Source organism: Streptomyces nanhaiensis (genome assembly GCF_046614825.1).
GTDB lineage: Bacteria > Actinomycetota > Actinomycetes > Streptomycetales > Streptomycetaceae > Streptomyces > Streptomyces radiopugnans.
Genome location: NZ_JBKJFM010000046.1, coordinates 1 through 26,320, shown reverse-complemented (window position 1 = coordinate 26,320; position 26,320 = coordinate 1). Strand labels below are relative to the sequence as shown.

The window sequence follows — 26,320 nt, the reverse complement described above, 5'->3', positions numbered from 1 at the left end:
GCCGTATGTCCACTGTGTCTGATCCCAGCCTCCCCGCCGTCCTGGAACGACTGCCCGAGCTGATGCTGCGCGACCAGCAGCGGCTCGGCCGCCGACTGGAGGGCGTCCGCCGCATCCGCAAGCCGGAGGCGCGGCGCGCCGTGCTCGCGGAGATCGCCGCCGAGGTCGAGCGCGCCGAGCTGCGCGTGGCCGCCCGGCGGGACGCCGTTCCGGCGATCGACTACCCCGAGCAGCTCCCCGTCAGCCAGAAGAAGGACGAGATCCTCGAGGCGATCCGCGACAACCAGGTCGTGATCGTCGCGGGCGAGACCGGCTCCGGCAAGACCACCCAGATCCCCAAGATCTGCCTGGAGCTCGGGCGCGGGGTGAAGGGGCTGATCGGGCACACCCAGCCGCGCCGGATCGCGGCCCGCACGGTGGCCGAGCGCGTCGCCGAGGAGCTGCGCACCCCGCTGGGCGAGGCGGTGGGCTGGAAGGTCCGCTTCACCGACCAGGTGGGCGAGGACACCCTGGTCAAGCTGATGACGGACGGCATCCTGCTGGCCGAGATCCAGACCGACCGCGAGCTGCGCCGGTACGACACGATCATCATCGACGAGGCGCACGAACGCAGCCTCAACATCGACTTCCTGCTGGGCTACCTCGCCCGGCTGCTGCCCCGCCGCCCGGACCTCAAGGTCGTCATCACCTCCGCGACGATCGACCCCGAGCGCTTCTCCCGCCACTTCGGCGACGCCCCGATCGTCGAGGTGTCCGGCCGTACGTACCCGGTGGAGGTCCGCTACCGGCCGCTGCTGGAGGAGGAGGGCGACAACCCCGACCGGGACCAGGTCACCGCGATCTGCGAGGCGGTCGACGAGCTCCAGGCCGAGGGACCGGGCGACATCCTGGTCTTCCTCTCCGGCGAGCGGGAGATCCGCGACGCCGCCGACGCGCTGAACAAGCGGAATCTGCGTTCGACCGAGGTGCTGCCGCTGTACGCGCGGCTGTCGCACGCCGAGCAGCACCGGGTGTTCCAGAAACACGGCGGGCGGCGGATCGTGCTGGCCACCAACGTCGCCGAGACGTCGCTGACCGTCCCCGGCATCAAGTACGTCGTCGACACCGGCACCGCCCGCATCTCCCGCTACAGCCACCGCACCAAGGTCCAGCGGCTGCCGATCGAGCCGGTCTCGCAGGCCAGCGCCAACCAGCGCAAGGGCCGCTGCGGCCGCACCTCGGACGGCATCTGCGTCCGGCTGTACTCCGAGGAGGACTTCCTCTCCCGCCCGGAGTTCACCGACCCGGAGATCCTGCGCACCAACCTGGCCTCCGTCATCCTCCAGATGACCGCCGCCGGGCTCGGCGACATCGAGCGCTTCCCCTTCATCGACCCGCCCGACCACCGCAGCATCAAGGCCGGTGTGCAGCTGCTGGAGGAGCTGGGCGCGCTCGACCCCAGGCAGAAGGACCCGCGCAAGCGCCTGACGGAGACGGGACGGAAGCTGGCGCAGTTCCCCGTCGACCCGCGGCTGGCGCGGATGGTGCTGGAGGCCGACCGCAACGGCTGCGTCCGCGAGGTCATGGTGATCGCCGCGGCGCTGTCCATCCAGGACCCGCGCGAGCGCCCCGCCGACAAGCAGCAGCAGGCCGACCAGCAGCACGCCCGGTTCCGCGACGAGAACAGCGACTTCCTCGCCCTGCTCAACCTGTGGCGCTACGTGCGCGAGCGGCAGAAGGAGCTCTCCTCCTCGGCCTTCCGCCGCATGTGCAGGTCCGAGTTCCTCAACTACCTGCGCATACGCGAGTGGCAGGACATCTACGTCCAGCTCCGCCAGGTCGCCAAGTCCATGGGCGTCCACATGAACGACAAGGACGCGGACGCCGACCGCGTCCACCAGTCGCTGCTGGCGGGCCTGCTGTCGCACATCGGGCTCAAGGACGTCAAGGAGAGCGGCAAGAGCTCCCCGGGGGAGAGCGCGCGGGAGAGCGCGAAGGGCAACGAGTACCTGGGCGCGCGCAGCGCCAGGTTCGCCGTCTTCCCCGGCTCCGCGCTGTTCAGGAAGCCGCCGCGCTGGATCATGTCGGCCGAGCTGGTGGAGACCTCGCGGCTGTGGGCGCGGGTCAACGCGAAGATCGACCCGGACTGGATCGAGCCGCTCGCCGGCCATCTGGTCAGGCGCACCTACAGCGAGCCGCACTGGGAGCAGAAGCAGGCGGCGGTGATGGCCTACGAGAAGGTGACGCTGTACGGCGTGCCCGTCGTGGCCCAGCGCAAGGTGAACTACGGGCGCATCGACCCGGAGACCTGCCGCGAGCTGTTCATCCGCAACGCCCTGGTGGAGGGCGACTGGCGCACCCACCACCAGTTCTTCCACGACAACCGCAGGCTGCTGGGCGAGGTGGAGGAGCTGGAGCACCGGGCCCGCCGCCGCGACATCCTCGTCGACGACGAGACGCTGTTCGACTTCTACGACCGGCGCATCCCCGAACACGTCGTCTCCGGCGCGCACTTCGACTCCTGGTGGAAGCACAGGCGCCAGGAGGAGCCGGACCTGCTCAACTTCGAGAAGTCCATGCTCATCAACGAGCGGGCCGGGCGGGTCACCAAGGACGACTACCCCGACACCTGGCGCCAGGGCAGGCTGAGGTTCCGGGTGACGTACCAGTTCGAGCCGGGCGCGGACGCCGACGGCGTCACCGTCCACATCCCCCTGCAGGTACTCAACCAGGCCGTCTCCGAGGGCTTCGACTGGCAGATCCCGGGGCTCCGCGCGGATCTGGTCACCGAGCTGATCCGCTCGCTGCCCAAGCCGATCCGCCGCAACTACGTCCCCGCCCCCGACTTCGCCCGGCGCTTCCTGGACGCCGTCGCCGGACAGGACGGCGGCATCCCCCAGGACACGCTGGACCAGCCCCTGACGGCCGTGCTGGCGCGGGAGCTGACGCGGATGACGGGGGTACGGGTGACCCCGGAGGACTTCGACCTCTCCAAGGTCCCCGACCACCTGAAGATCACCTTCCGGGTCGTGGACGAGCGCCGCCGCAAGGTGTCCGGCGACGCCGAGGGCAAGGACCTGGAGGAGCTGAGGGACACCCTGCGGCCGCGCACCCGGGCCGCGCTGTCCAAGGCGTTCGACTCCGCCCGGGAGAAGGGCGGTGAGGGCTCCGGCGCCGGCCTGGAGCAGCGCACCGGGCTGACCTCCTGGACCGTCGGCGCCCTGCCGCGCACCTTCGAGACGCGGCGGGCCGGCCAGCCGGTCAAGGCGTACCCGGCGCTGGTGGACGACGGCGGCTCGGTGTCCGTGAGGCTCTTCGACACCGAGGACGAGCAGCGCGAGGCGATGTGGCGCGGCACACGCCGCCTGATCCTGCTCAACCTCCCCTCCAATCCGGCCAAGTTCGCCCAGTCCAAGCTCACCAACCAGGACAGGCTCTCCCTCGCCGCCTCCCCGCACGGCAGCGTCCAGGCGCTGTTCGACGACTGCGTGGCGGCCGCCGCCGACCGGCTGATCGCGGCGCACGGCGGCCCGGCCTGGGACGAGGAGGGCTTCCGCAAGCTCTTCGACGCCGTGCGCGCCGACATCACCGACGCGACGGTGGCGACGGTGCGGCAGGTGCGCGAGGTGCTCGCCGCCCGGCAGTCGTGCGAGCGGCGGATGAAGTCGCCCCCGCTGTCGGGCAGTCCGACGCTGGCGCCGAACCTCGCGGATGTGCGGCAGCAGTTGACGGAGCTGGTCGGCCCGGGCTTCGTGACCGCCCACGGGGCCCGGCGCCTGCCGGACCTGCTGCGCTATCTGACGGCCGTGGACCGCCGTCTCCAGCAGCTCCCGACCAACGCCGACCGGGACCGCGCCCGGATGGCGAAGGTGAAGGAGATGCGGGACGAGTACGAGTGGCTGCTGGAGCAGTTCCCGCAGGGGCGGCCGGTGCCGCGGGAGGCCCGGGAGATCCGCTGGATGATCGAGGAACTGCGGGTCAGCTACTTCGCGCACGCCCTGGGCACGGCGTACCCGGTCTCGGACAAGCGCATCGTGAAGGCGGTGGACGCGGCGGCGCCGGCGGCCCGGTAGCGGGAGCGGCACTCTGGGTGAGTTCGCTTTGCGCCCCTGAGCTGCTGTAGAGTCCTTCTCGCAGCTCGGGGAGCGCCCCGGCTGCGGCTTCCAGGTCCTGTGGAGCAGTTTGGAGTGCTCGCCACCCTGTCAAGGTGGAGGCCGCGGGTTCAAATCCCGTCAGGACCGCATCGAGTGGCCCGGATCCCCAGCGGATCCGGGCCACTGGCCGTTTTGCGCGCTCCCGCGCCTCCCGGGCGCGCAGGCCGTCTTGACGGGGCCTCAGGCCGCGGGTACCCCTGCTACAGGGAGGTGGGCGCGATGCCGACGACTCCGGAGTATCCGCGGCACGAGACACGGGCCCTGCTGCGTGCCCATCTGTCCGCCGCGACGCGTTACGGCCACGCCACCCGGCACTGCCCGGTCTGCCACCGGCTGCAGCGGCTGGCGATGGAGCCGGCGGGTGAGCGCCCCGGCGGGCCGTCCGCGGCCCCTTCGTCCGTCCCGCGCCCGGAACCGCCCGCACCGCTCGTACGGCCCGTGCGGGACCCCGAGCCGCCCCGTCAGGCCCGGCCGGGTCTCACGGGGCCCGAGGGCGCCTGAGCGGACCTGACGGGCCCTCCGGTCGCGGCACCGCCCGCGCGACAGGGCGGCGGCCCGGCGGCGCACGAGCGGCCGTCGGCGGCGCACCGGCGCCCGGCCGAAGGTCCGATTGCGGGGCGTCATACGCTTATTTCCCATTACCGTACGGTAGTTGGGGCAGGCAAGACCTGCGCGATGTGACGGGAGTCACCGAATCGGTTGATCGGAGGAAGGAATTTAACCCCTTCCTACATCGGGTAAATTTAATATGTGCAATTGCACTGCACCCGAGCGCCCCTCCCAACGCCTCCGCACGCCCCCCGCCCGGGGCCCGCGGACGGGCCTCGCAGGGCCCTGCGGACACCCCCCGCCACCCCTGCGGCCCCTGCGGCCGGCGGCGGTGAACCGGGTACGGAGCAGGGCCGGTCGGAACACGACAGGGCCCCTTGCCCGGAACGGGTTCCGGGCAAGGGGCCCTGTCGGCGCGACGACGACGCGAAGAAGCGAGGGAGTACGCGGAGATCGCGCTGGACCCGGCGGAGCCCAGCGTGATCGACGTTCAGGCCGCGTGGGGGACACCGGCCCGAAAGGTGGTACGGAGTCGGGCGGCGAAGCGGGATGGGGGCCCCGTCACGCCCGATTCACGGGGTTTTTCAACCCTCGCTGCGCTGCTGCGGGATGCCCGCGAGCAGAGCGCGCACCTCCGCCTCGCGGTAGCGGCGGTGCCCTCCGAGCGTGCGGATGGACGTGAGCTTGCCTGCCTTGGCCCAGCGCGTGACCGTCTTCGGGTCCACACGGAACATGGTGGCAACCTCAGCCGGGGTCAGCAGCGGCTCGGCATCAGGGGTGCGAGCGGTCATGAGCGGCCTCCTCGGGAGAACCGAACCATCACGGTTCTTTCCTCTAAATTCTGCACCTTGACCCGCGTTGCCCGAAATGGCGGACGCGGGCCGAGTCGGTTATAGGACGAACGGCTTGTCCTCGGCACTACAACTACACCATCTGTCCAGCCACGTCGGCCAAACCGACGGAATTGCCCTCTCAGGTGTCCAACCTCGGCGGAAGCCGATGGACCGTGTCATAACGGACGGTCACTCCATCGTGACGATCGGTTACAACGTGAGCAGACCTCTCCAGCCCCCTGGAAAGAAGCGCAATACCGATGGATCCGACCTTAGTTGGACGGATGAAGCCCCCTCCGGACTCCTTGTCCTATTTTGGCACGAGAGATGTCCTTCAAGGCAAGACCCCGGTAAGTGCGGTCGGTCACCTTGGGGCGCCCTCGGCGCGAAGGCCCGGAACGGCCCGCAACGAACCGGTTCGCGGCAGACGGGGCACCCCGCGCCCCGGCGCCGAGCCCGCCGGACGACTCAACTGGCCAGCCCCCGGTGCCGTACCGCCCGCCAGCGCTCGGTCAGCCGCTCGTAGACCGCGCTCGCGCGCTCGCCGTCGCCCTCCCGCAGCGCCGCCAGCCCTTCCGCGGTGTCGGCCGCGGAGTGGTCCGAGGCCAGCTGCTCCTCCGGGATGGTATACACCAGTCCGCCGTAATCCAGCTCCACCATCGACCGCGGGTGGAACTCCTCCAGCCAGCGCCCGACGTCCACCAGCCCGTCGACCAGCGGGCTGTCCTCCAGCTCCTCGCGCAGCACCTTCAGCGCGCGTGCCACCCGCCGCCGTGCCTGCACCATCGGGGTGCGGTAGCGCAGGACGAGCCCCTCCCCCGCGCCGCCGGCGCCGCCGCCCGCCCCCTTGCCGTACTCGCGCTCCTCGTCCGCGAAGAGCACGAACCAGCGCACCGGCACGTGCCAGGTCGCCGAGCGGATCCACGGCCGGGCGTCCGGGTTCCGCTCCCGCCAGCGGTCGTAGTCCGCCGCCGCCTCGCGCCGCACCACCGGCGGCACCGCCGCGTCCAGCACCGGCGCCGGCAGCTCGTCGCCGAGTCCGGCCAGCGCCTGCCAGCCCCGCAGCCTGGTCCGCCAGGGGCAGACGCACAGCACCCCGTCCACCTCGGCCACGAAGGCGTCCGCGCTCTCGCGCACCGGCACCACCACGGGCGGCACCGGCACCAGGTCCGCCAGCGACCGGCGCAGCTCGTCCTGCGCCCCCGGCAGGCTCCCGCGGCGGGCGTAGCGGGCCCAGTGGGAGCGCTCCGGCTCGGGAAAGGCGGCCAGCGGCTCGTAGACCCGCAGGTAGGACGCGTACGGGACGGCCACCGGAGTAGTGAGGGCCAAGGGATTCTTCCTCCCGGAACAGCGGGCCGAGGGGGCGGACAACGGCAGTTCAATACCCTGATCGTGGCACCGCAACTGCACACCCGTACTCCCGGGGGCCGTCAGGCCGTACCCTCATGCCAACCGGCCCGCCCCGCGTCCCCCGCCACAAGCGGGAGGATGCTGGAAGGGCACCCCTCCGCGACATACAGGAGTCACCACCGTGACTGACGTACGTCCCGCCGTCAGCGTCGACGGACACCGAGACGGCTCAGAGAGCGCCGTGAGCGCGCAGCACACCACCGGTTCGGTCCTGCACACCCTGTTCCACTCCGAGCAGGGCGGCCACGAGCAGGTCGTCCTCTGCCAGGACCGCGAGACCGGCCTGAAGGCGGTCATCGCCATCCACTCCACGGCCCTGGGCCCGGCCCTGGGCGGGACCCGCTTCCACGCGTACGCCTCCGAGGAGAACCCGGAGGAGGCCGCCGTCAGGGACGCGCTCAACCTCGCCCGCGGCATGTCGTACAAGAACGCGCTCGCCGGGCTGGACCACGGCGGCGGCAAGGCCGTGATCATCGGTGACCCCGAGCAGCACAAGACCGAGGCCCTGCTGGAGGCCTACGGCCGCTTCGTCGCCTCCCTCGGCGGCCGCTACGTCACCGCCTGCGACGTCGGCACCTACGTCCAGGACATGGACGTGGTCTCGCGCACCTGCCGCTGGACGACCGGCCGCTCCCCCGAGAACGGCGGCGCCGGCGACTCCTCCGTGCTCACCGCCTTCGGCGTCTACCAGGGCATGCGCGCCAGCGCGAAGCACCTGTGGGGCGACGCCTCGCTGCGCGGGCGGAAGGTCGGCGTCGCGGGCGTCGGCAAGGTCGGCCGCCATCTGGTGGGCCACCTGCTCGACGAGGGCGCCGAGGTCCTGGTCACCGACGTGCGCCCCGAGGCGGTCGAGCACATCACGGCCGCGCACCCGGAGGTGGTGGCGGTCGCCGACACCGACGCGCTGATCCGCACCGAGGGCCTGGACGTGTACGCGCCCTGCGCGCTCGGCGGCGCCCTGAACGACGAGACGGTCGCCGTGCTCACCGCGAAGGTGGTCTGCGGCGCGGCCAACAACCAGCTCGCCCACCCGGGCGTCGAGAAGGACCTCGCCGACCGGGGCGTCCTCTACGCGCCCGACTACGTGGTGAACTCCGGCGGCGTGATCCAGGTCGCGGACGAGCTCCACGGTTTCGACTTCGCACGCGCGAAGGCGAAGGCCGAGAAGATCCACGGCACCACGCTGGCGATCTTCGAGCGCGCCGCGGCCGACGGCGTGCCGCCGGCGGTGGCGGCCGACCGCATCGCCGAGCAGCGGATGGCCGAGGCCCGCAGGGCCGGCGGCGGGAGCTGACCCGCGGTCCGGTCCGCCGGTTCTGACCCAGCGTCCACCGGGGCGTCACCCTCGGTGACGGGTGGTGGGGGAGACATCCCTCACCACCCCTGGGCGGGTGACCGGGCGGACAGAAGGTAAAATCGTCACTGACCAGCGGAGAAATGGTCACCAGGCAGGGCGGGCACCGGCCGTGTCGTGCGGGCGGCGTACCGTACGGCCACGGAAGCAGGTACCGTTGAAGCTCCACGGACGGTCTCTCGATAGACATCGAGGGTCCGCTCCGCATCGTGAACGCGTGTCAAGACTCTGGGGCCGTTGAGCCCCGTCGTTGAGGGGGTCGAGCCATGGGGCGCGGCCGGGCCAAGGCCAAGCAGACAAAGGTCGCCCGCCAGCTGAAGTACAACAGCGGTGGGACCGATCTTGCACGCCTGGCTGAGGAGCTGGGCGCATCGACATCGAGTCAGCCGCCGAACGGCGAGCGGTTCGAGGACGATGAGCTGGACGACCCGTACGCACGGTACGCGGATCTGTACAACGACGATGACGAGGACGCGGAGGGCGACGACCCGTCGGTCGACTCCCGCGGGTCCTCCTCACCGTCGAACCACCGACGCCGCGCCTGAGGACGTCGTCGTCCACTGAACAGAGCGGTCTCATACCGATAGCGGTCATCACCCGGTCCGGCAACCGCCGGACCGGGTTTTGATCCTGTCCGCCCCCGCCGCTCAGGCCGCGTAGTCCCCGGTGAGGGCGACGGCCTCGCCGCGGTCGCCGCGCTCGGTGACCTCTCCGGCGACCCAGGCGTCCACACCGCGCTCGCCCAGCAGGGACAGCGTGGCGCCGACCGACTCCGGCGGGACGACGGCGACCATGCCGACGCCCATGTTGAGGGTCTTCTCCAGCTCCGCGCGCTCGACCCCGCCGAGCTCGCCGACCGTCCGGAAGACCGCCGCCGGGCTCCAGGTGGAGCGGTCCACGGTGGCGTGCAGCCCGTCGGGCACGACACGCGCGAGGTTGCCCGCCAGTCCGCCGCCGGTGATGTGCGAGAAGGCGTGCACCTCGGTGGCCCTCGTCAGCGCCAGGCAGTCCAGCGAGTAGATCTTGGTGGGCTCCAGCAGTTCCTCGCCCAGCGTGCGGCCGAAGTCCTCGACGTGGCGGTCCAGCGACCATCCCGCCCGGTCGAAGAACACGTGCCGCACCAGCGAGTACCCGTTGGAGTGAAGACCGGAGGCGCCCATCGCGACGACCGCGTCGCCCGGGCGGATGCGGTCCGCGCCCAGGATCTCGTCGGCCTCCACGACGCCCGTGCCCGCGCCCGCCACGTCGTACTCGTCCGGGCCCATCAGGCCCGGGTGCTCGGCCGTCTCGCCGCCGACTAGTGCGCAGCCCGCCAGGACGCAGCCCTCGGCGATGCCCTTGACGATCGACGCGACCCGCTCGGGGACGACCTTGCCCACGCTGATGTAGTCGGTCATGAACAGCGGCTCGGCGCCGCAGACCACCAGGTCGTCCACGACCATCGCCACCAGGTCGTGGCCGATGGTGTCGTGGACGCCCATCCTCTGCGCGACGGCGACCTTGGTGCCCACGCCGTCGGTGGCCGAGGCCAGCAGCGGACGCCGGTAGCCCTTCAGCGCGGAGGCGTCGAAGAGGCCCGCGAAGCCGCCGAGGGCGCCGATGCTCTCGGGCCGGCGGGCCTTGCCCACCCACTCCTTCATCAGCGTGACGGCGCGGTCGCCCGCCTCGATGTCCACTCCGGCGGCGGCGTAGCTGGCGCCCCGGCCGGCCGGGGTCGGGTTCGTGGAGGTCATGGTCTTCCTCTGGGACGGACGGTGGCGCGGTGGCTCACCGGGACGGTCGGCGGCCGGTCGGCCCGCCGGAACGGCCGCCGGCGGGCCGGCAGGGCCGACGGGGTCAGGGCCTGCGCAGCGCGTCGGCCGCGCCGGGGCCGGCGAGCAGGCTCCGCACCCCGTCGGGGTCGGCGCTGGGCGCCTCGGCGTTCTCGGACTCCAGCAGGTGCTTGCCCAGCAGCCCGGGGTCCGGAAGCTCCATCGGGTACTCGCCGTCGAAGCAGGCCCGGCACAGGTTCGGCTTGGCGATCGTGGTCGCCTCGACCATGCCCTCCAGCGAGATGTACGCCAGGGAGTCCGCCCCCAGCGAGGTGCCGATCTCCTCGACCGACAGGCCGTTGGCGATCAGCTCGGCGCGGGTGGCGAAGTCGATGCCGAAGAAGCACGGCCACTTGATGGGCGGCGAGCTGATCCGCACGTGGACCTCGGCCGCGCCCGCCTCGCGCAGCATCCGCACCAGGGCGCGCTGGGTGTTGCCGCGGACGATCGAGTCGTCCACGACCACCAGGCGCTTGCCGCGGATGACCTCCTTGAGGGGATTGAGCTTGAGGCGGATGCCGAGCTGGCGGATGGTCTGCGAGGGCTGGATGAACGTCCGGCCCACGTAGGAGTTCTTGACCAGGCCGCTGCCGTACGGGATGCCGCTGGCCTCGGCGTAGCCGACCGCGGCCGGGGTGCCGGACTCCGGGGTCGCTATGACCAGGTCCGCCTCGGCCGGCGCCTCGGCGGCCAGCCGGCGGCCCATCTCCACGCGGGAGAGGTAGACGTTGCGGCCCGCGATGTCGGTGTCGGGGCGCGCGAGGTAGACGTACTCGAAGACACAGCCCTTCGGCTTCGCATCCGCGAAGCGCTGGGTGCGCAGCCCGTCCTCGTCGATGGCGACCATCTCGCCGGGCTCGATCTCCCGGATGAAGGAGGCGCCGACGATGTCCAGGGCCGCGGTCTCGGAGGCCACCACCCAGCCGCGCTCCAGCCGGCCGAGCACCAGCGGGCGTATGCCCTGCGGGTCGCGGGCGGCGTAGAGGGTGTGCTCGTCCATGAAGACCAGGCTGAACGCGCCCTTGACCTCCGGCAGGACCCTGGGGGCGGCCTGCTCGACGGTGAGCGGCCTGCCCTCGTCGTCCACCTGGCCCGCCAGCAGGGCGGTGACCAGGTCGGTGTCGTTGGTGGCGGCGACCTGGGTGGCCCGGCCGCCCGTGCTGGGCAGCGCGGCGACCATCCCGGCCAGCTCGGCGGTGTTGACCAGGTTGCCGTTGTGGCCCAGCGCGATCGAGCCCTGGGCGGTGGCCCGGAAGGTGGGCTGGGCGTTCTCCCACACCGAGGCGCCGGTGGTGGAGTAGCGCGCGTGGCCGACCGCGATGTGGCCCTTGAGGGAGCCGAGGGAGGTTTCGTCGAAGACCTGGGAGACCAGGCCCATGTCCTTGAAGACGAGGATCTGGGAGCCGTTGCTCACCGCGATGCCCGCGGACTCCTGTCCCCGGTGCTGTAGCGCGTACAGCCCGAAATAGGTGAGCTTGGCGACCTCTTCCCCCGGGGCCCAGACTCCGAAGACGCCGCAGGCGTCCTGGGGGCCCTTCTCTCCGGGGAGCAGGTCGTGGTTGAGTCGTCCGTCACCACGTGGCACGCCACCGAGTCTAGGACAGGTCCCGCGGTGCTCAGTACCCGGGACCGCCGCTTCCCCGGGGCCCCGGCGGCCGTCCACCGCAGGTCATCACTCCAGTACAGGGAGGTGGTCGCGCAGATCGGCGCGCTCGCCGCTCGCTGTGAGATGCGCCGCATCCAGCTCCTTCAGCCAGTCGGTGCGGCCGGTCGCCAGCCGGATCCAGGTCAGCGGATCGGTCTCCACCACGTTCGGCGGGGTGCCGCGCGTGTGCCGCGGGCCCGCCACGCACTGGACGACCGCGAAGGGCGGGATCCGCACCTCCACCGAGGCGCCGGGCGCCTTGGCGGCCAGCGCGTCCGCCAGCAGCCGCACGGTCGTCGCCAGGGCCTGGCGGACCAGCGGGACGCGTACGCCGGTGGCCCGGGCGAGGTCGTCGCTGTGCACCACCAGCTCCAGCAGGCGGGTCACGGTGAAGTCCAGCGCCCGCATCGCGCCGAAGGAGTGCGGCAGCAGCACGTCCGCGCGCACCGCCTGCTCCAGCACCGGTTCCAGCTCCTCGACGGCGTCGTCCACCGCGCGGGCCGCGCTGTCGTACGCCAGCGCGTGCCTGCGGGTCGCCTCGTCGAGCTCGTGGGCGGCGCCGGCCACGGAGACCGCCCAGGTGTTCAGGTCCGTCTCCGGCGCGGTGGCCCGGGGCGGGGGCTCGGCGAGCAGCCGGGGCACCGCCTCGATCTGCCCGGCGATGTGGACCACCAGATGGCGTACGTCCCAGCCGGGCAGCCCGGAGGGCCGGGCCAGCTGGTCGGGGGTGAGACCGTGTACGGCGTTGCGCACGGCCTCCACCTGCCCGATGAGCCCGGCCCGCACCAGGGCCGGGTCGTACGTCCTGGGCTTGCGCTTCACCGGAGGCATGGCGTCAGAGTAGAACGCCGCGTGACCGCGGCAGGAGGTTACCCGCCGGTCGGGTGCCGGTGCGGATCAGCTCTCCCCCGGGTAGTCGCCCTTCGGGGGCAGGACGGTGTCCGTGCAGCCGCGCCGCTCGGCGACGTCCTCGGCGTAGGCGCGCAGGACCGGCTCCAGGTGGCGGGCCACGCCGTCGACGTAGGGCCAGGAGACGGTGAGGGTGTGCACGGCCGGCTCCCCGCCGCACACGGACGTGGCCCACAGGATCTTCCCGTCGGGGTCGTACCCGCCCCGGCCCGCGACGGCCGTCCGGTCGTCGCCGACGGGATCGGTCGAGACGCGTTCGGCGGCGTCCCCGAAGAAGCTCTCCGCGCTCATCCACCAGGTCTTGTCGTCCATGGAGGAGTTCTCCCGGAACCGGCGGTACTCCGGGTCCCGCGCGTATCGCCGGTACACCGCTCCCCGGGCCTCGCCCGTGACGCTCAGCAGGCAGCGCTCCTGCCACACGCGGTCGCCGGTACGGGCCTCCAGCACCCGGTCGGGCAGCCACCCGGAGCCGTTCGCCGGGCTGTCGTCCAGCCCCGCCCGGCCGTACCAGGCGCAGGTGCCCTCGGCCTCGTCAGGGGCGACGGGCTCGGTGTTCAGCGCCGGTACGCCGCCCGGCGGCCCGGGGAGGCGGTCGGGGCAACCCAGTTCGGCGGCGAGGTTGTTGGCGGTGGCGACCGCGATGCGGGCCAGCCGGTCGCGGACGTCCTGGGCGAGCCGGCCGTTCCCGGAGAACCCCGCCCGGGTGGCGGCGTCCAGCCCGGCGGAGACCCGTATCGCGGTGATCTCCTCGCCCCGGTGCTCGGTGCCGGGGCAGGGCAGCCGGACGGAGGCTCCGGTGCCGGTGACGTGTCCGGGTACGCCACCGCCGATCGGCTGGTACACCTGCGGGACGCCGACGTACGGGTCGGTGTGGCCGAGCGCGTCCTCGAAGGCGTCGTCGACCGGTTCGGACGTCCGGCCGGTGGGCTCGGTCGCCACCTGCGCGGAGAAGAACGAGCCGCTCTCCCCCAGCCGCCGCTCCTCGGCGGCCTCCTCGCTGCGCAGGACGCAGCTCTGCGGCAGCGGGGCCTCGTCCAGCCGGATCCCGTCCGTGAGGTTCCGGGCGGGTGTGATCCCTCCCCCGCTCCCCGGCAGGGCCAGCACCTCGCCCACCGGGACCAGGCCGCCGCAGGCCTCGTCCACGGTGTGCCGACGCTCCCACAGGCCCCACAGCGTCCAGCCGCTCAGCCCGATCGCGAAGACGGCCACGGCGCACACCAGCCGGTTGTACGCCCTCCGCCACCGCCCGCGGTCCATCTCCCCGTCCCCCGTCCCGTACGGCTCCGGCACCCGTCCGGCGGCGAACCTACCAGCGCCCCGCGACGACCGTGCCCCGCGGCCCGGAGCGGGCGGCGGGGCACGGCGGCCGTCGTACGGGCGTCAGGCGAGGAGCGCCGGGATGGTGGCCTCGTGGGCCTCGCGCAGCTCGGCCAGGGAGACGGAGAACTGCCCCTGGACCTCGACGGCGTCGCCGTCCACCACGCCGATGCGGGTGGCGGGCAGGCCGCGGGCGCCGCACATGTCGGTGAAGCGCAGCTCCTCGCTGCGCGGCACCGAGACGATCGCGCGGCCGGCCGACTCGGAGAACAGGAACACGAACGGGTCCAGCCCGTCGGGGACGACCAGCCGGGCCCCCCTGCCGCCCTTGAGGCAGGACTCGGTCAGCGCCTGGACCAGACCGCCGTCGCTCAGGTCGTGCGCCGCGTCGATCATGCCGTCGCGGGAGGCGGAGATCAGGATCTCGGCGAGCAGCCGCTCGCGCTCCAGGTCCACCTTCGGCGGCATCCCGCCCAGGTGGTCGTGGATCACCTGGGACCAGGCCGAGCCGCCCAGCTCCTCGCGGGTGTCGCCCAGGAGGTAGACGAGCTGGCCCTCCTCCGCGAACGCCATCGGGGTGCGGCGGGCGACGTCGTCGATCACGCCGAGCACGCCGACCACCGGGGTCGGGTGGATGGCGGTGTCGCCGGTCTGGTTGTACAGCGAGACGTTGCCGCCGGTCACCGGGGTGCCCAGCGTCCGGCAGGCGTCGGCCAGCCCGCGGCAGGCCTCGGCGAACTGCCACATCGCACCCGGGTCCTCGGGCGAGCCGAAGTTCAGGCAGTCGGTGACGGCCAGCGGCTTCGCGCCGGTGGCGGCGACGTTGCGGTAGGACTCGGCCAGGGCGAGCTGGGCGCCGGTGTACGGGTCGAGCTTGGCGTAGCGGCCGTTGCCGTCGGTGGCGACGGCGACGCCCAGGCCCGTCTCCTCGTCGATGCGGATCATGCCGCTGTCCTCGGGCTGGGCCAGGACGGTGTTGCCGAGCACGTAGCGGTCGTACTGGTCGGTGATCCACGCCTTGGACGCCTGGTTCGGGGAGCCGACCAGCCGCAGGACCTGCTCGCGCAGCTCCTCCCCGTCCTTGGGCCGGGGCAGGGCGTTGGCGTCGTCGGCCTGGAGGGCGTCCTGCCACTCGGGGCGGGCGTAGGGGCGGTTGTAGACCGGGCCCTCGTGGGCGACCGTGCGCGGGGGCACGTCGACGATCTGCTCGCCGTGCCAGTAGATCTCCAGCCGGTCGCCGTCGGTGACCTCACCGATGACGGTGGCGATGACGTCCCACTTCTCGCAGATCTCCAGGAAGCGGTCGACCTTGCCGGGCTCGACGACGGCGCACATGCGCTCCTGCGACTCGCTCATGAGGATCTCCTCGGGCGAGAGCGTGGAGTCGCGCAGCGGGACGGTGTCCAGCTCCACGCGCATGCCGCCGGAACCGGCGCTGGCCAGCTCGGAGGTGGCGCAGGACAGGCCGGCGCCGCCGAGGTCCTGGATGCCTACGACCAGGTCCTCCTTGAAGACCTCCAGGGTGCACTCGATGAGGAGCTTCTCCTGGAAGGGGTCGCCGACCTGGACGGCCGGGCGCTTGGCCGGGCCCGTCTCGTCGAAGGTCTCCGACGCCAGGACGGAGACGCCGCCGATGCCGTCGCCGCCGGTGCGGGCGCCGTAGAGGACGACCTTGTTGCCGGTGCCCGACGCCTTGGCCAGATGGATGTCCTCGTGCCGCATCACACCCACGCACAGGGCGTTGACCAGCGGGTTGCCCTGGTAGCAGGGGTCGAAGACGACCTCGCCGCCGATGTTGGGCAGGCCCAGGCAGTTGCCGTAGCCGCCGATGCCGGCGACGACGCCGGGCAGGACGCGGCGGGTGTCGGGGTGGTCGGCGGCGCCGAAGCGCAGCGGGTCCATCACGGCGACCGGGCGGGCGCCCATGGCCAGGATGTCGCGGACGATGCCGCCGATGCCGGTGGCCGCGCCCTGGTAGGGCTCGATGTAGGAGGGGTGGTTGTGCGACTCCACCTTGAAGGTGACGGCGTAGCCCTGGCCGACGTCCACGACGCCGGCGTTCTCGCCGATGCCCACCAGCATGGCGTCGGAGGCGGGCGCCTTCTCGCCGAACTGCTTCAGGTGGACCTTGCTGGACTTGTAGGAGCAGTGCTCGGACCACATCACGGAGTACATGGCCAGCTCGGCGCCGGTCGGACGGCGGCCGAGGATCTCCCGGATGCGGTCGTACTCGTCGCGCTTGAGGCCGAGCTCGGCCCAGGGCTGCTCGACGTCCGGGGTGTCGCTCGCGTGCTTGACGGTGTCGAGACTCATGCCGCGCCCTTTCGATGAGCTTCTCCGCCCGCACGACGCAGAGGTGCGGGCTTCAGGACCGTCTGCGGCCCGGTGGTCGTGCGTGCGCCGCTCATGCGGTGACCAGCTTCTTCAGAACCGAGGTGAAGAACCCCAGGCCGTCGGTGGTGGGCCCGGTCAGGGCCTCGACGGCGTGCTCGGGGTGGGGCATGAGGCCGACGACGTTGCCGGCCTCGTTGCAGATGCCGGCGATGTCGCGGCGGGAGCCGTTGGGGTTGACGTCCAGGTAGCGGAAGACGACCCGGCCGGTCGCCTCCAGCTCGTCCAGGGTGCGCTCGTCGGCGACGTAGCCGCCCTCGCCGTTCTTGAGGGGGACGGTGATCTCCTGGCCGTCGGCGTAGTCGGACGTCCAGGCGGTGCCGGCGTTCTCCACGCGCAGCCGCTGGTCGCGGCAGACGAAGTGGAGGTGGTCGTTGCGGGTGAGCGCGCCGGGCAGCAGGTGCGACTCGCACAGGACCTGGAAGCCGTTGCAGATGCCGAGCACCGGCAGGCCCGCGCGGGCCTGGTCGACGACCGTCTCCATCACCGGCGAGAAGCGGGCGATGGCGCCGCAGCGCAGGTAGTCGCCGTAGGAGAAGCCGCCGGGGAGGACGACGGCGTCCACCTGGTTCAGGCTCTTGTCGCGGTGCCACAGGGCGACCGGCTCGGCGCCGGCGAGGCGGATGGCGCGCCGGGCGTCCACGTCGTCGAGGGAGCCGGGGAAGGTGACGACTCCGATGCGGGTCGTCATGCGGGGGTCACCTCTTCGCGCTCCTCGACGCGCACGGTGAAGTCCTCGATCACGGTGTTGGCGAGGAAGGTCTCGGCGAGCTGGTGGATACGGGCGAGGGCGTCGTCGTCGACCGGCCCCTCCACCTCGAGCTCGAAGCGCTTGCCCTGGCGGACGTCCGAGATGCCCTCGTAGCCCAGTCGGGGCAGCGCACGCTGAACCGCCTGGCCCTGGGGGTCGAGGATCTCCGGCTTGAGCATGACGTCGACTACGACGCGAGCCACTGGTACTCCCGGTGGGTGTTGGTGCTGGAGGCTGCGGCTTCAGCGTACCCGGCGGAAAATTCTACTCGCGTAGATATGGGCCGCTTCGGTCACGGTCGGGTATCGGCGTCCGGGAAAACACCGGGAAGTACTGCACGAATCGGCGCCGGAAAAGTAAAGTCGCGTTCGCGGCATGACACGCGGACGATAATTCAACCGCTTCACCAGACAATGCCCGCCGCTGTACAAAGGAAAGGGCATTGACACCGATCGCCGGGAACGCCGATATCACCGCACGTCAGGAAGTGGTTTCGAAGTGTTTCCGCATGCGATCCTCCCGAAAGGACCGATATCCGTGGCACAGCGTGTGGTGGTCACACTCTCCGACGACATCGACGGCGGGGAAGCATCGGAAACGGTCACCTTCGGTCTCGACGGCAAGTCGTACGAGATCGATCTCAACCGCGAGAACGCGAAGAAACTGCGCATGGGCCTGGCCCCCTATGTGCGGGCCGGCCGCAAGCGCGCCCGGTCCGGGAAGACGTTCCAGCACACCTCCGTCGCGCCGGACCCGTCCGCGGTGCGGGCCTGGGCCCGGTCGCACGGCTTCGAGGTGCCGCCGCGCGGCCGCATCCCCAAGAAGGTCTACGAGGCGTTCGAGGAGGCCCATGGAACCGCCTCCGGCACCGGGGCCGAGGAGTCGCGCTGAGCCCCGCTCCGGACCGACTTGCCAGGCACCCCGGGTGATCGGCTAGAGTCTGGAGCACACCGCCGGGGGCGGCCGGAAACGGCCGAAGCCAAGGTGGTCGTGCGGGTGTAGCTCAGTAGTAGAGCGCCCTCTTTCCAAGAGGGAGGCGCAGTGTGCGATTCCTGTCACCCGCTCCGCTCACTCCACCGGACCTCCGGGATCGGGTAGAGTGAAGGCGCGCCGCTCGGTGAGAGCCGGGAGGTTGCACGCGGACGTAGCTCAGTTGGTAGAGCGCAACCTTGCCAAGGTTGAGGTCGCGAGTTCGAGCCTCGTCGTCCGCTCAGGGAAAAGGCCCCGGTCCTCCAGGACCGGGGCCTTCCACGTGTGCGGTACGACACATCCCCTCACGCCCTCTCACCCTCTCCCGCCCGTCGGCCGGTTGACATTTGTCATGTGCGCTCGTGACAGCCCGCACTGCCCCCGCACCCGGTCTCGGGCGACCCTGGTGGCATGAACAACGGAGAACAGGTCATCGAGGTGAGCGGACTGCGGCGGCGCTACGGCCCGGCGAAGGGGGACGGCGGCTTCGAGGCCGTGCGGGGGATCTCGTTCTCCGTGGCGCGCGGCGAGCTGTTCGCGCTGCTGGGGACGAACGGCGCGGGCAAGACCTCCACCGTCGAGCTGCTGGAGGGGATGGCCGAGCCCAGCGGCGGCCGGGTGCGCGTGCTCGGGCACGACCCGTACCGCGAACGCGCCCGGGTGCGCCCGCGGATCGGGGTGATGCTCCAGGAGGGCGGCTTCCCCTCCGACCTGACCGTCGCCGAGACCGCGCGGATGTGGGCCGGCTGCACCAGCGGGGCCCGGCGGACCGCCGAGGCCCTGGAGATGGTGGGCCTGGCCCCGCGCGCGGACGTACGCGTCAAGCAGCTCTCCGGCGGTGAGCGGCGGCGGCTGGACCTGGCCATGGCCCTGCTCGGACGGCCCGAGGTCCTCTTCCTGGACGAGCCGACGACCGGGCTGGACGCCGAGGGGCGGCGGGAGACCTGGCGCCTGGTGCGGGAACTGCGGAAGGGCGGTACGACCGTGGTGCTGACCACTCACTACCTGGAGGAGGCCGAGGAGCTGGCCGACCGGCTCGCGATCATGCGGGCGGGGCGGATCGTCGTCTCCGGCACCCCCGCCGAGGTCACCGCCTCGCGCCCGTCCCGGATCCGCTTCACGCTGCCCGAGGGGGTGCCCGCGGCCCGGCTCCCGCTGTCGCTGAAGGCGGCCGAACACGGGCGGAGGGTGGAGATCCGCACCGGCCGGCTGCAGGAGTCGCTGACCGAACTGCTGCTGTGGGCGCGGCGGGAGGGGGTGGCGCTGGCGGGTCTGGACGCCCGCTCGGCCTCCCTGGAGGAGGCGTTCCTGGAGATCGCCCACGGGGGCGGCCCGGACGCGGTGGAGGACGAGGACACGACACGAGCGGCGAAGGCGGGAGCACGATGAGCACCACGAGCACCACGAGCACCGGGGGCGGGACGGACACCGGAAGCGCGACGGACGCGGGGGCCGCCCGCGAGGCCGCCGCCTCCCTGGGCAGGCTGCGGTCGCTGGCCCGGGCGGAGCTGACGCTCCTCGTCCGCAACCGCACCGCCATGTTCACCGCGCTGCTGATGCCGCTCGCCATGGTGCTGTTCATGCGCTCCACGGTCGAGCAGGCGCCGCTGGAGGGCACCGGGCTGAGCGTCACCGACCTGGTGATGACCAGCGGCATCCCGATGGTGCTGATCCTCGTCGTCTATCTGAACCTCATCCCCGCCTACGTCTCCCGCCGCGAGGAGCTGGTCCTCAAGCGGCTGCGGACCGGGGAGCTGCGGGACTGGGAGATCCTGGCGGGCGCGGCGCTGCCGGTGGTCGCCGTGGCACTGGCGCAGTGCGCCGTGCTGGTCGCGGCGGGTGCGGCCCTGCTGGAGATGACGCCGCCGGACCGGCCGGACCTGCTGGTCCTGGGCGTGCTGCTGGGCGTCGTCCTGATGGTGCTGACGGCCGCCGCGACGGCCGTGATCACCCGGACGACGGAGAGCGCCCAGATCACGGCCCTGCCGCTGCTGATGGTCTCGCTGGTCGGCTCGGGCATGTTCGTCCCCCTGGAGGCCATGCCGGAGCGGGTGGCCGACATCCTGCGGCTGCTGCCGGTGAGCCCGGTGGTGGACCTGGTGCGGTACGGCTGGCTCGGCGGCGGTGAGCCGGGCGAGGTGCTGCGGGCGCTGGGTACCGCTGTGGCCTGGTCCCTGGTGTCGGTGTTTGCTGTACGCCGGTGGTTCCGCTGGGAACCGCGTCACTGAGGTGCGAGGAGCGGGTGTGACGGTGGCGGTCGAAGGGGGCGCGCTGGGCTGGGTGGAGCGGATACGGCGGTCCAGCGGGCCGGTGCGCTTCCATCAGTACACCCGCTTCACGCTCTACAGCTTCGCCGTCTCCGAGGCGGTGCTGCTGACCTTCTGGTGCGTGGCGCAGCGCGGCGATCTTCCCGTGCTGACCGTCCTCCCGCTGGTCGCGCTGTTCACGGCTCACACCGTCTGCCATCTGCTGCTGTGCCGGGCCGGACTGCGGTACTACCTGGGCTCGGCCGGCCGGCCGAGCCGCCTGACGGCGGTGTACGTCGGGTCCACCGTCCTCGGGATCGCCGCCCTCCACGCCTCGATCGGGGCCGGGGTGCTGGATCAGGGGGCGGTGGCCGCCAGCACCTGGCTGCTGATGTTCCTGGCCGGGCCGGTGCTGCTCACCCTGTCGATCCGGCGGAGCACCCTGCTCACGGCACTGGTCATCGCGGGCTCGGCGCTGTCCGTCGCGGCGCTGGACCTGCCGGCGGAGCAGACCGGGTACCACGTGGGCACCGCCGTCTTCGGCGCCGTCTTCTTCGGCTTCAGCTACCGCTGCTCCGGCTGGATGCTGCGGGTCGTCAGGGAGTTGGAGGCCGCCCGGGAGACCCAGGCGCGGCTGGCGGTGGCCGAGGAGCGGCTGCGGTTCGGCCGGGACCTGCACGACGTCCTGGGCCGCAACCTGTCGGTCATCGCGCTCAAGAGCGAACTGGCCGTGCAGCTCGCACAGCGCGGCTCGCCCTCCGCCGTGGACCAGATGACCGAGGTCCAGCGGATCGCGCGGGAGTCGCAGCGGGAGATGCGGGAGGTCGTGCGCGGCTACCGGGAGGCCGATCTGCACACCGAACTCGTCGGTGCGCGCGGGGTGTTGCGGGCCGCCGGGATCGACTGCCGGATCGAGGACAGCGGCAGCGGGGCGCTTGCCGAGCCGCTGCAGTCGGCACTGGGCTGGGTGATCCGCGAGGGGACGACCAACGTGCTGCGGCACGCCGACGCCGGTCGGTGCTCGGTCCGGCTGCGGGCCGCCGGTCCGGTGGCCGAGCTGGTCATGGAGAACGACGGTGTGCCGGGGGCCGGGGCCTCCACAGGGGGCGGCTCCGGACTGGCCGGGCTCCGCGAACGCCTGGCCGCGCTCGGCGGCACACTGACCGGTGAGCGCCGCGGCGACGGCACCTTCCGGCTGACGGCCCGGATTCCTGCGCGGCCGGACCGGGGCGGCGGTCGCGGCGGCGGCACGGACGGCGACGAGGACTGCGGCGGGAGGGGAGAGCGGTGAGCGACCACGAGCGGGACGGTACGGACGGCGGCGGGCGCCGCGTACGGGTGCTGCTGGCCGACGACGAGCACCTGATCCGGGGCGCGCTGGCCGCGCTGCTGGCGCTGGAGGACGACCTGCTGGTGGTGGCCGAGGCCGCGTCCGGTCCCGAGGCGCTGGCGATGGCCCGCGCCCACCGGCCCGACGTGGCGGTGCTGGACCTCCAGATGCCGGGCAGGGACGGCGTGGCGGTGGCCGAGGAGCTGCGCGCCGCGCTCCCCGCCTGCGCCACCATGATCGTGACCGGGCACGGCCGCCCGGGGCACCTGAAGCGGGCCCTGGCCGCGGGGGTGCGGGGCTTCGTGCCCAAGACGGTCTCGGCGCAGCGGCTGGCCGAGATCATCCGCACGGTGCACGCCGGCAACCGCTATGTGGACCCGGAGCTGGCCGCCGACGCGATCAGCGCCGGGGACTCGCCGCTGACCGCCCGCGAGGCCGAGCTGCTGGAACTGGCCGCGGACGGGGCGCCGGTCGCGGAGATCGCCGCGCGGGCCGCGCTGGCGCCGGGGACGGTCCGCAACTACCTGTCGTCGGCAGCCGCGAAGCTGTCGGCGGAGAACCGCCACGCGGCCGTGCGCATCGCACGCGAGCGGGGCTGGCTGTGAGCGGGGCCGGCTGTGGGCGGCCGCCCGGGAACCGCCCCGCGCGAGCACGCTCACGGGTTGGCTATAGTGGGAGCGCACCGAACGGAGCACGCGGACGTAGCTCAGTTGGTAGAGCGCAACCTTGCCAAGGTTGAGGTCGCGAGTTCGAGCCTCGTCGTCCGCTCGCGGAGAAGGCCCCGGTCCCTCACAGGACCGGGGCCTTCCGCGTGTGCGGCCCCTCCGGCGCGGGCGGCCGGGCGGGGGCGGGCCACGGCCCGCCCCGTGCCGCCGGTCAGCTCCAGCGGGTGCCCGTCAGCAGCTCGTACGCCTCGATGTAGCGGGCGCGGGTGCGCTCGACGACCTCGGCGGGCAGCTCGGGCGGGGGTACCTCGCCGCCGCGGTCCCAGCCGGCGGCCGGGGAGGTCAGCCAGTCGCGGACGATCTGCTTGTCGAACGAGGGCTGGGAACGGCCCGGCTCCCACTGGTCGACCGGCCAGAAGCGCGAGGAGTCCGGCGTCAGCACCTCGTCGGCGAGCACCAGCCGCTCCCGGCCGTCCCCGTCCGTCCCCCACCCGAACTCGAACTTGGTGTCGGCCAGGATGATGCCCCGCTCCCTGGCGATGTCGCGGCCCCGGGAGTAGACGGCCAGGGTGAGCTGGCGCAGCTCGGCGGCGGTCTCGGCGCCGACCCGGCGGGCGACCTCCTCGTAGGGGACGTTCTCGTCGTGCTCGCCGACCTCCGCCTTGGTGGCCGGGGTGAAGATGGGGGCGGGCAGCTCGGAGCCGTCCTCCAGGCCCTCGGGCAGGGCGAGGCCGCAGACCGTGCGGGTCCGGCGGTACTCGGCCAGACCCGAGCCGGTGAGGTAGCCGCGGGCCACGCACTCGACCGGGACCATGCGCAGGGAGCGGCAGACCACCGTGCGGCCCGCCCAGTCGGCGGGGGCGCCGGGCGGCAGCTCGGTGGAGAGCACATGGCCCGGCACCAGGTCGGCGAGCTGGTCGAACCACCACAGGGAGAGCTGGGTGAGGACGCGGCCCTTGTCGGGGATCTCGGTCGGCAGCACCCAGTCGTAGGCGGACACCCGGTCGCTGGCGACCATCACCAGATCGCCCGCCTCGTTCCGGTACAGGTCCCGCACCTTGCCGGTGTGCACGTGCACCAGACCCGGCACCTGCGCGGGTTCGGGCTTCTCTACGAATCCGGTCACGGCTCCTCCTGTGGCTTGGTCCAGGAGTTCCGATTCTCCCGTACGGCCACCCTCCCCACCGGCCGGGGTCGGACGGACGGGTGGGGGTGTGCCGCGCGAACGGCCCCGCCCGGGCCCGGTGCCCGGGCGCACGCGGACGCCTCAGGGGTGCTTGCAGATGCGGTCCAGGAGGTTGGCCGTGGCCCGCTGGACGCGGGAGTCGGTGTGGCCGGGGCGGTCCAGGGCCGGGGACCAGGCGAAGGTGCCCGAGGCGAAGACCAGGGCGCCGCTGGGCGCCTCGTACAGGGAGGTCTCCTGGTGGCGGCGGGCGCCGGAGGCGTCCCGGTAGGGCGAGTGGGCGAGCAGGACGCGGCCGGTGTGCGGGGGCAGGGCGGCGCGCGGGAAGTAGCGGTCGGCCTCGCCCGCGACCAGGCCGGGCAGTTCCTCGCCCTCCGCCGCCCCGGTGGCCTCCCACAGCCAGTGGGAGGTGTTCCGCACGACCATCGGGTGCGGCCGGGGCACCTGGCCCGCGTACTGGACGCCCAGCACCTGCTGTTCGGGCTCGCCCTGGTCGCGCCAGCGCCGCGAGCGGCCCGGGCCGCGTCGTTTGCGGCAGGTCATCAGCCGGTCGGGGGCCCCGGACGGCGAGGGACCCAACTCGACCTGCCAGTACATGGTGTTGGCGGAGAGGAAGACCAGCGAGGTGCCGCTGTCGCGGGCCTTCTCCACGGCGCGGCGCATGGGCGCCGACCAGTACTCGTCGTGGCCCGCGAAGACCAGGCCCCGGTAGCGGGAGGGGTCGACGCGGCCCGCGTGCAGATCGCGGGTGTCGGCGTAGGCCAGGTCGTAGCCGTAGCGCTCGGCCCAGCGGATGAAGTCGTAGGCGTGGCCCACGTGCAGGGGCAGGCCCGCGCCCGCGTACGGCCGGTCGAAGGAGACGGTGACGGCCGCCTCCTCCTCCCCCAGCAGCCGCCCCTCCCCGTCCCAGGCGTGGTAGAGGCTGGCGCCGGTGCGGCCGTCCTCGGGGAAGAGGTTGTACGCCTGCCAGGTGACGTCGGGGAGGACCAGCAGCAGGTCGCCGGGGCGCTCGTCGCGGACGGTGAAGGGGATGTGGGAACGGTGGCCGTCGGCGGTGGTCAGCACGGCCACGTGGGCGCCGGTGCTCCAGTAGTCCGGGATCTGCAGCCGCCAGGAGAGCCACCAGTGGTGGCAGGAGACGGTGCGGTCGGCGGCCAGCGGCGGAGGCTGGACGATGCCGGAGAGCCGGGGACTGGTGGTGATCTTGGTGGCGCCCTCGCCGCCGTAGTGGCCGATGCGGTAGACGTCCACGCCGAAGGGCTGGGGCGGGTTGACCGTGATCCGGAAGTCGATGGACTCGCCGGGCGAGACCGCGCTCTCGGAGGTGAAGCCCTTGATCTGGCAGTGCACGTCGTCGGCGGCGCGCGGGCCGCCGCCCGCCCCGGACGGGGCGCGGGCGCCGTCCAGGCTGCTGTGGTCGAGGTACCAGGGGACGACGTGGCCGGTGTCGTCGAAGTAGTGCTCGCCGCACCGCAGCCAGGGCAGCGGCCCCTGCCCGAACGGATCGGTGACCGCGTGCGCGAGAGCTCCCGACTCCCAGCGCCGGATCTGCTCCGTGCCCACCTGCGTCTCCCCTCCCTGTGTCCGCTCCCGCGATGCCGGGCACCAGCACATCACATAAAGCGAACGGACGGTCACCCCTCGTCGCCGAATGGCCGGAGCCGGGTCGAATCCGTCCCGAACACGGGGACGGCCGGGGCGGGGGCGGGGCGGGGCGGGGCGGGGGCGGCATCCGCGGACGGTCCGGACGCTCAGCGGCACCCGGCAATCGGCACCCGCGCCGCCCGCGGCTCAGACCAGGCGGATGGGCTTGTCGGGCCGTACACCGACGGCCGCCAGCCAGTCGCGCAGCGGCTGGGGGTCGCCGTCCTCGGCGAGGGCGAGGACGGGGCGGGCCAGGTCCGCGCGGCGCTCGCCGTCGACGAACAGGGCCGGGCCGTCCAGCCAGTCGAGACCGGGGGCAGCTCCAGCGGTGTCCACGGCCGCGCAGCACACGGCGGCCGTGATGTGCTCGGCCAGCAGCTCGCGCCCGGAGCGCGGCGGCTGGAGGGGGAAGCCGCCGCCGGGCGGCAGGAGCGCGCCGTCCCCGCCGGGGACGGGCAGCGGGCTCGCGCCGGCCTCGCGGGCCGCGCCGGCCCGGGCCGCCTCCTCGCGGGCGAGGTCGGCGCCGATCCGGGCGGCGAGCGCGTCGGCGCCGCCGCCGGACGGGGCGTCCGGGCCGCCCGGGGCCGCCGCACCGGCCAGCCGGTCGACCAGCTCGGCCAGCGTCGGGTGCTCGGCGGCCCGCAGCGCCGCGAAGAGACGGGCGGCCTCAGAGCGCCAGATGCGGTCCACGACCTCCTCCGGGTACTCCTGCCAGTCCACCGGGGCCCAGTCGGGACCGGGCTCGGCCGGGCCGCCGTGGAACAGCCGCGCGGCCAGCAGGGAGACCTGGCGGTCCACCTCGCCGGGCTCCTCCAGCAGGTCGCAGGCTGGGCGCTCGCCCAGCCGGGTGGCGAAGCCCTCGGCCAGCCGGTCGCGCCGGGACAGCTCGGTGAGGGCTGAGACCACTCCGGCGTCCAGCCGGGCGGGCCAGCGCCCCGTGCGCCAGGCCGGCAGCGCGACCCTGGTCAGCAGCCGGTCCCAGCCGGCGTACGCCAGGCCCACCTGCTCCTGGGCGACGACCCGCAGGCCGTAGTCGACCGTCTGGGCCCGCACCGCGGCGGGCGGGGCGCGGACTCCGGCAGCGGACGACGACGAGGGAGCGGGGAAGCACGTGTCCATTGAGGACCAGCGGCCCACGAGTACACGGCTGAACGAACTGGCACATCCGGGAGGAGGGGGC

General features: G+C 72.8%; 20 protein-coding genes, 4 tRNA genes and 1 pseudogene. 13 read left to right on the top strand and 12 right to left on the bottom strand.

The annotated features are described in order from the left end of the window. Positions 1-5: 5 nt before the first annotated feature. From hrpA to ACLIYP_RS13110, 3 genes are all read left to right on the top strand, one after another. Complete coding sequence (gene hrpA / locus ACLIYP_RS13120; RefSeq protein ID WP_412713317.1) at positions 6-4,052, top strand: ATP-dependent RNA helicase HrpA; 4,047 nt, start codon at positions 6-8, stop codon at positions 4,050-4,052. Positions 4,053-4,145: 93 nt separating this feature from the next. After that, positions 4,146-4,220, top strand: a tRNA-Asp gene (locus ACLIYP_RS13115). Between the two features lie 132 nt (positions 4,221-4,352). After that, the gene (locus tag ACLIYP_RS13110) at positions 4,353-4,634 is read left to right on the top strand and encodes a DUF6274 family protein (protein ID WP_412713316.1); all 282 of its coding nucleotides are present in this window, start codon (positions 4,353-4,355) and stop codon (positions 4,632-4,634) included. 632 nt (positions 4,635-5,266) lie between these two features. Here ACLIYP_RS13110 and bldC read toward each other — a convergent pair. Both bldC and ACLIYP_RS13100 read right to left on the bottom strand, forming a co-directional pair. Beyond that, the gene (gene bldC, locus ACLIYP_RS13105) at positions 5,267-5,473 is read right to left on the bottom strand and encodes a developmental transcriptional regulator BldC (RefSeq protein WP_020869672.1); all 207 of its coding nucleotides are present in this window, start codon (positions 5,471-5,473) and stop codon (positions 5,267-5,269) included. A 510-nt stretch (positions 5,474-5,983) separates the two neighbouring features. Further along, complete coding sequence (locus ACLIYP_RS13100; RefSeq protein ID WP_093663098.1) at positions 5,984-6,844, bottom strand: hypothetical protein; 861 nt, start codon at positions 6,842-6,844, stop codon at positions 5,984-5,986. A 202-nt stretch (positions 6,845-7,046) separates the two neighbouring features. Between ACLIYP_RS13100 and ACLIYP_RS13095 the strand changes: the two genes are divergently transcribed. Both ACLIYP_RS13095 and ACLIYP_RS13090 read left to right on the top strand, forming a co-directional pair. Further along, entirely contained in the window at positions 7,047-8,219 is a 1,173-nt protein-coding gene (locus ACLIYP_RS13095; RefSeq protein WP_412713315.1) for a Leu/Phe/Val dehydrogenase, read from the top strand. 326 nt (positions 8,220-8,545) lie between these two features. Further along, a complete protein-coding gene (locus ACLIYP_RS13090; RefSeq protein WP_410537819.1) occupies positions 8,546-8,824 on the top strand; it encodes a DUF3073 domain-containing protein in 279 nt (92 codons plus the stop codon). A 102-nt stretch (positions 8,825-8,926) separates the two neighbouring features. Here ACLIYP_RS13090 and purM read toward each other — a convergent pair whose 3' ends face one another. The 7 genes from purM to purS all read right to left on the bottom strand — a co-directional run bounded on the left by purM (position 8,927) and on the right by purS (position 17,306). Next, positions 8,927-10,012 carry a phosphoribosylformylglycinamidine cyclo-ligase gene (gene purM / locus ACLIYP_RS13085; protein WP_412713314.1) on the bottom strand — a complete coding sequence of 362 codons (1,086 nt, stop codon included), beginning with the start codon at positions 10,010-10,012 and terminating at the stop codon, positions 8,927-8,929. Between the two features lie 103 nt (positions 10,013-10,115). After that, a complete protein-coding gene (gene purF / locus ACLIYP_RS13080; RefSeq protein WP_412713313.1) occupies positions 10,116-11,675 on the bottom strand; it encodes an amidophosphoribosyltransferase in 1,560 nt (519 codons plus the stop codon). An 87-nt stretch (positions 11,676-11,762) separates the two neighbouring features. Further along, on the bottom strand, positions 11,763-12,566 hold the full coding sequence (locus tag ACLIYP_RS13075; RefSeq protein ID WP_412713312.1) for a maleylpyruvate isomerase family mycothiol-dependent enzyme: 804 nt from the start codon (positions 12,564-12,566) through the stop codon (positions 11,763-11,765). Between the two features lie 66 nt (positions 12,567-12,632). Next, on the bottom strand, positions 12,633-13,934 hold the full coding sequence (locus ACLIYP_RS13070) for a hypothetical protein (RefSeq protein WP_412713311.1): 1,302 nt from the start codon (positions 13,932-13,934) through the stop codon (positions 12,633-12,635). A gap of 90 nt (positions 13,935-14,024) precedes the next feature. Continuing rightward, a complete protein-coding gene (gene purL, locus ACLIYP_RS13065) occupies positions 14,025-16,274 on the bottom strand; it encodes a phosphoribosylformylglycinamidine synthase subunit PurL (RefSeq protein WP_412713310.1) in 2,250 nt (749 codons plus the stop codon). A gap of 91 nt (positions 16,275-16,365) precedes the next feature. After that, positions 16,366-17,043: a phosphoribosylformylglycinamidine synthase subunit PurQ gene (gene purQ, locus ACLIYP_RS13060; RefSeq protein ID WP_412713309.1), complete on the bottom strand. Its 678-nt coding sequence runs from the start codon at positions 17,041-17,043 to the stop codon at positions 16,366-16,368. Continuing rightward, on the bottom strand, positions 17,040-17,306 hold the full coding sequence (gene purS, locus ACLIYP_RS13055; RefSeq protein ID WP_093663089.1) for a phosphoribosylformylglycinamidine synthase subunit PurS: 267 nt from the start codon (positions 17,304-17,306) through the stop codon (positions 17,040-17,042). Before purS ends, purQ begins: the two co-directional genes overlap by 4 nt. A 334-nt stretch (positions 17,307-17,640) precedes the next feature. Here purS and ACLIYP_RS13050 point away from each other — a divergent pair, with 334 nt between their 5' ends. From ACLIYP_RS13050 to ACLIYP_RS13015, 8 genes are all read left to right on the top strand, one after another. Continuing rightward, complete coding sequence (locus ACLIYP_RS13050; RefSeq protein ID WP_412713308.1) at positions 17,641-17,994, top strand: histone-like nucleoid-structuring protein Lsr2; 354 nt, start codon at positions 17,641-17,643, stop codon at positions 17,992-17,994. 101 nt (positions 17,995-18,095) lie between these two features. Next, positions 18,096-18,167: transfer RNA gene (locus ACLIYP_RS13045), tRNA-Gly, on the top strand. 74 nt (positions 18,168-18,241) lie between these two features. Continuing rightward, positions 18,242-18,314, top strand: a tRNA-Gly gene (locus tag ACLIYP_RS13040). A 169-nt stretch (positions 18,315-18,483) separates the two neighbouring features. After that, entirely contained in the window at positions 18,484-19,461 is a 978-nt protein-coding gene (locus ACLIYP_RS13035) for an ABC transporter ATP-binding protein (protein ID WP_412713307.1), read from the top strand. Then, on the top strand, positions 19,458-20,300 hold the full coding sequence (locus ACLIYP_RS13030; protein ID WP_412713306.1) for an ABC transporter permease: 843 nt from the start codon (positions 19,458-19,460) through the stop codon (positions 20,298-20,300). Before ACLIYP_RS13035 ends, ACLIYP_RS13030 begins: the two co-directional genes overlap by 4 nt. Positions 20,301-20,316: 16 nt before the next feature. After that, positions 20,317-21,609 carry a sensor histidine kinase gene (locus ACLIYP_RS13025; protein WP_412713305.1) on the top strand — a complete coding sequence of 431 codons (1,293 nt, stop codon included), beginning with the start codon at positions 20,317-20,319 and terminating at the stop codon, positions 21,607-21,609. 47 nt (positions 21,610-21,656) lie between these two features. Continuing rightward, the gene (locus tag ACLIYP_RS13020; RefSeq protein WP_412713328.1) at positions 21,657-22,253 is read left to right on the top strand and encodes a response regulator; all 597 of its coding nucleotides are present in this window, start codon (positions 21,657-21,659) and stop codon (positions 22,251-22,253) included. Between the two features lie 90 nt (positions 22,254-22,343). After that, positions 22,344-22,416: transfer RNA gene (locus ACLIYP_RS13015), tRNA-Gly, on the top strand. Between the two features lie 108 nt (positions 22,417-22,524). Here the strand turns inward: ACLIYP_RS13015 and ACLIYP_RS13010 are convergent. The 3 genes and pseudogenes from ACLIYP_RS13010 to ACLIYP_RS13000 form a co-directional block, all read right to left on the bottom strand. After that, positions 22,525-23,439 (bottom strand): phosphoribosylaminoimidazolesuccinocarboxamide synthase, encoded by a 915-nt coding sequence (locus ACLIYP_RS13010; RefSeq protein WP_412713304.1) that lies wholly within the window; start codon positions 23,437-23,439, stop codon positions 22,525-22,527. A 141-nt stretch (positions 23,440-23,580) separates the two neighbouring features. Continuing rightward, a complete protein-coding gene (locus ACLIYP_RS13005) occupies positions 23,581-25,059 on the bottom strand; it encodes a N,N-dimethylformamidase beta subunit family domain-containing protein (RefSeq protein WP_412713303.1) in 1,479 nt (492 codons plus the stop codon). Positions 25,060-25,287: 228 nt separating this feature from the next. Further along, positions 25,288-26,320: pseudogene (locus tag ACLIYP_RS13000) on the bottom strand (hypothetical protein); the annotation flags it as partial.

Bases quoted from the DNA above. Each gene is read 5' to 3' on its own strand.
- bldC (WP_020869672.1), bottom strand. From the start codon at position 5,473: ATGACCGCTCGCACCCCTGATGCCGAGCCGCTGCTGACCCCGGCTGAG.
- purM (WP_412713314.1), bottom strand. From the start codon at position 10,012: ATGACCTCCACGAACCCGACCCCGGCCGGCCGGGGCGCCAGCTACGCC.
- purL (WP_412713310.1), bottom strand. From the start codon at position 16,274: ATGAGTCTCGACACCGTCAAGCACGCGAGCGACACCCCGGACGTCGAG.
- hrpA (WP_412713317.1), top strand. From the start codon at position 6: ATGTCCACTGTGTCTGATCCCAGCCTCCCCGCCGTCCTGGAACGACTG.
- ACLIYP_RS13110 (WP_412713316.1), top strand. From the start codon at position 4,353: ATGCCGACGACTCCGGAGTATCCGCGGCACGAGACACGGGCCCTGCTG.
- ACLIYP_RS13075 (WP_412713312.1), bottom strand. From the start codon at position 12,566: ATGCCTCCGGTGAAGCGCAAGCCCAGGACGTACGACCCGGCCCTGGTG.
- ACLIYP_RS13090 (WP_410537819.1), top strand. From the start codon at position 8,546: ATGGGGCGCGGCCGGGCCAAGGCCAAGCAGACAAAGGTCGCCCGCCAG.
- ACLIYP_RS13030 (WP_412713306.1), top strand. From the start codon at position 19,458: ATGAGCACCACGAGCACCACGAGCACCGGGGGCGGGACGGACACCGGA.
- ACLIYP_RS13035 (WP_412713307.1), top strand. From the start codon at position 18,484: ATGAACAACGGAGAACAGGTCATCGAGGTGAGCGGACTGCGGCGGCGC.
- purQ (WP_412713309.1), bottom strand. From the start codon at position 17,043: ATGACGACCCGCATCGGAGTCGTCACCTTCCCCGGCTCCCTCGACGAC.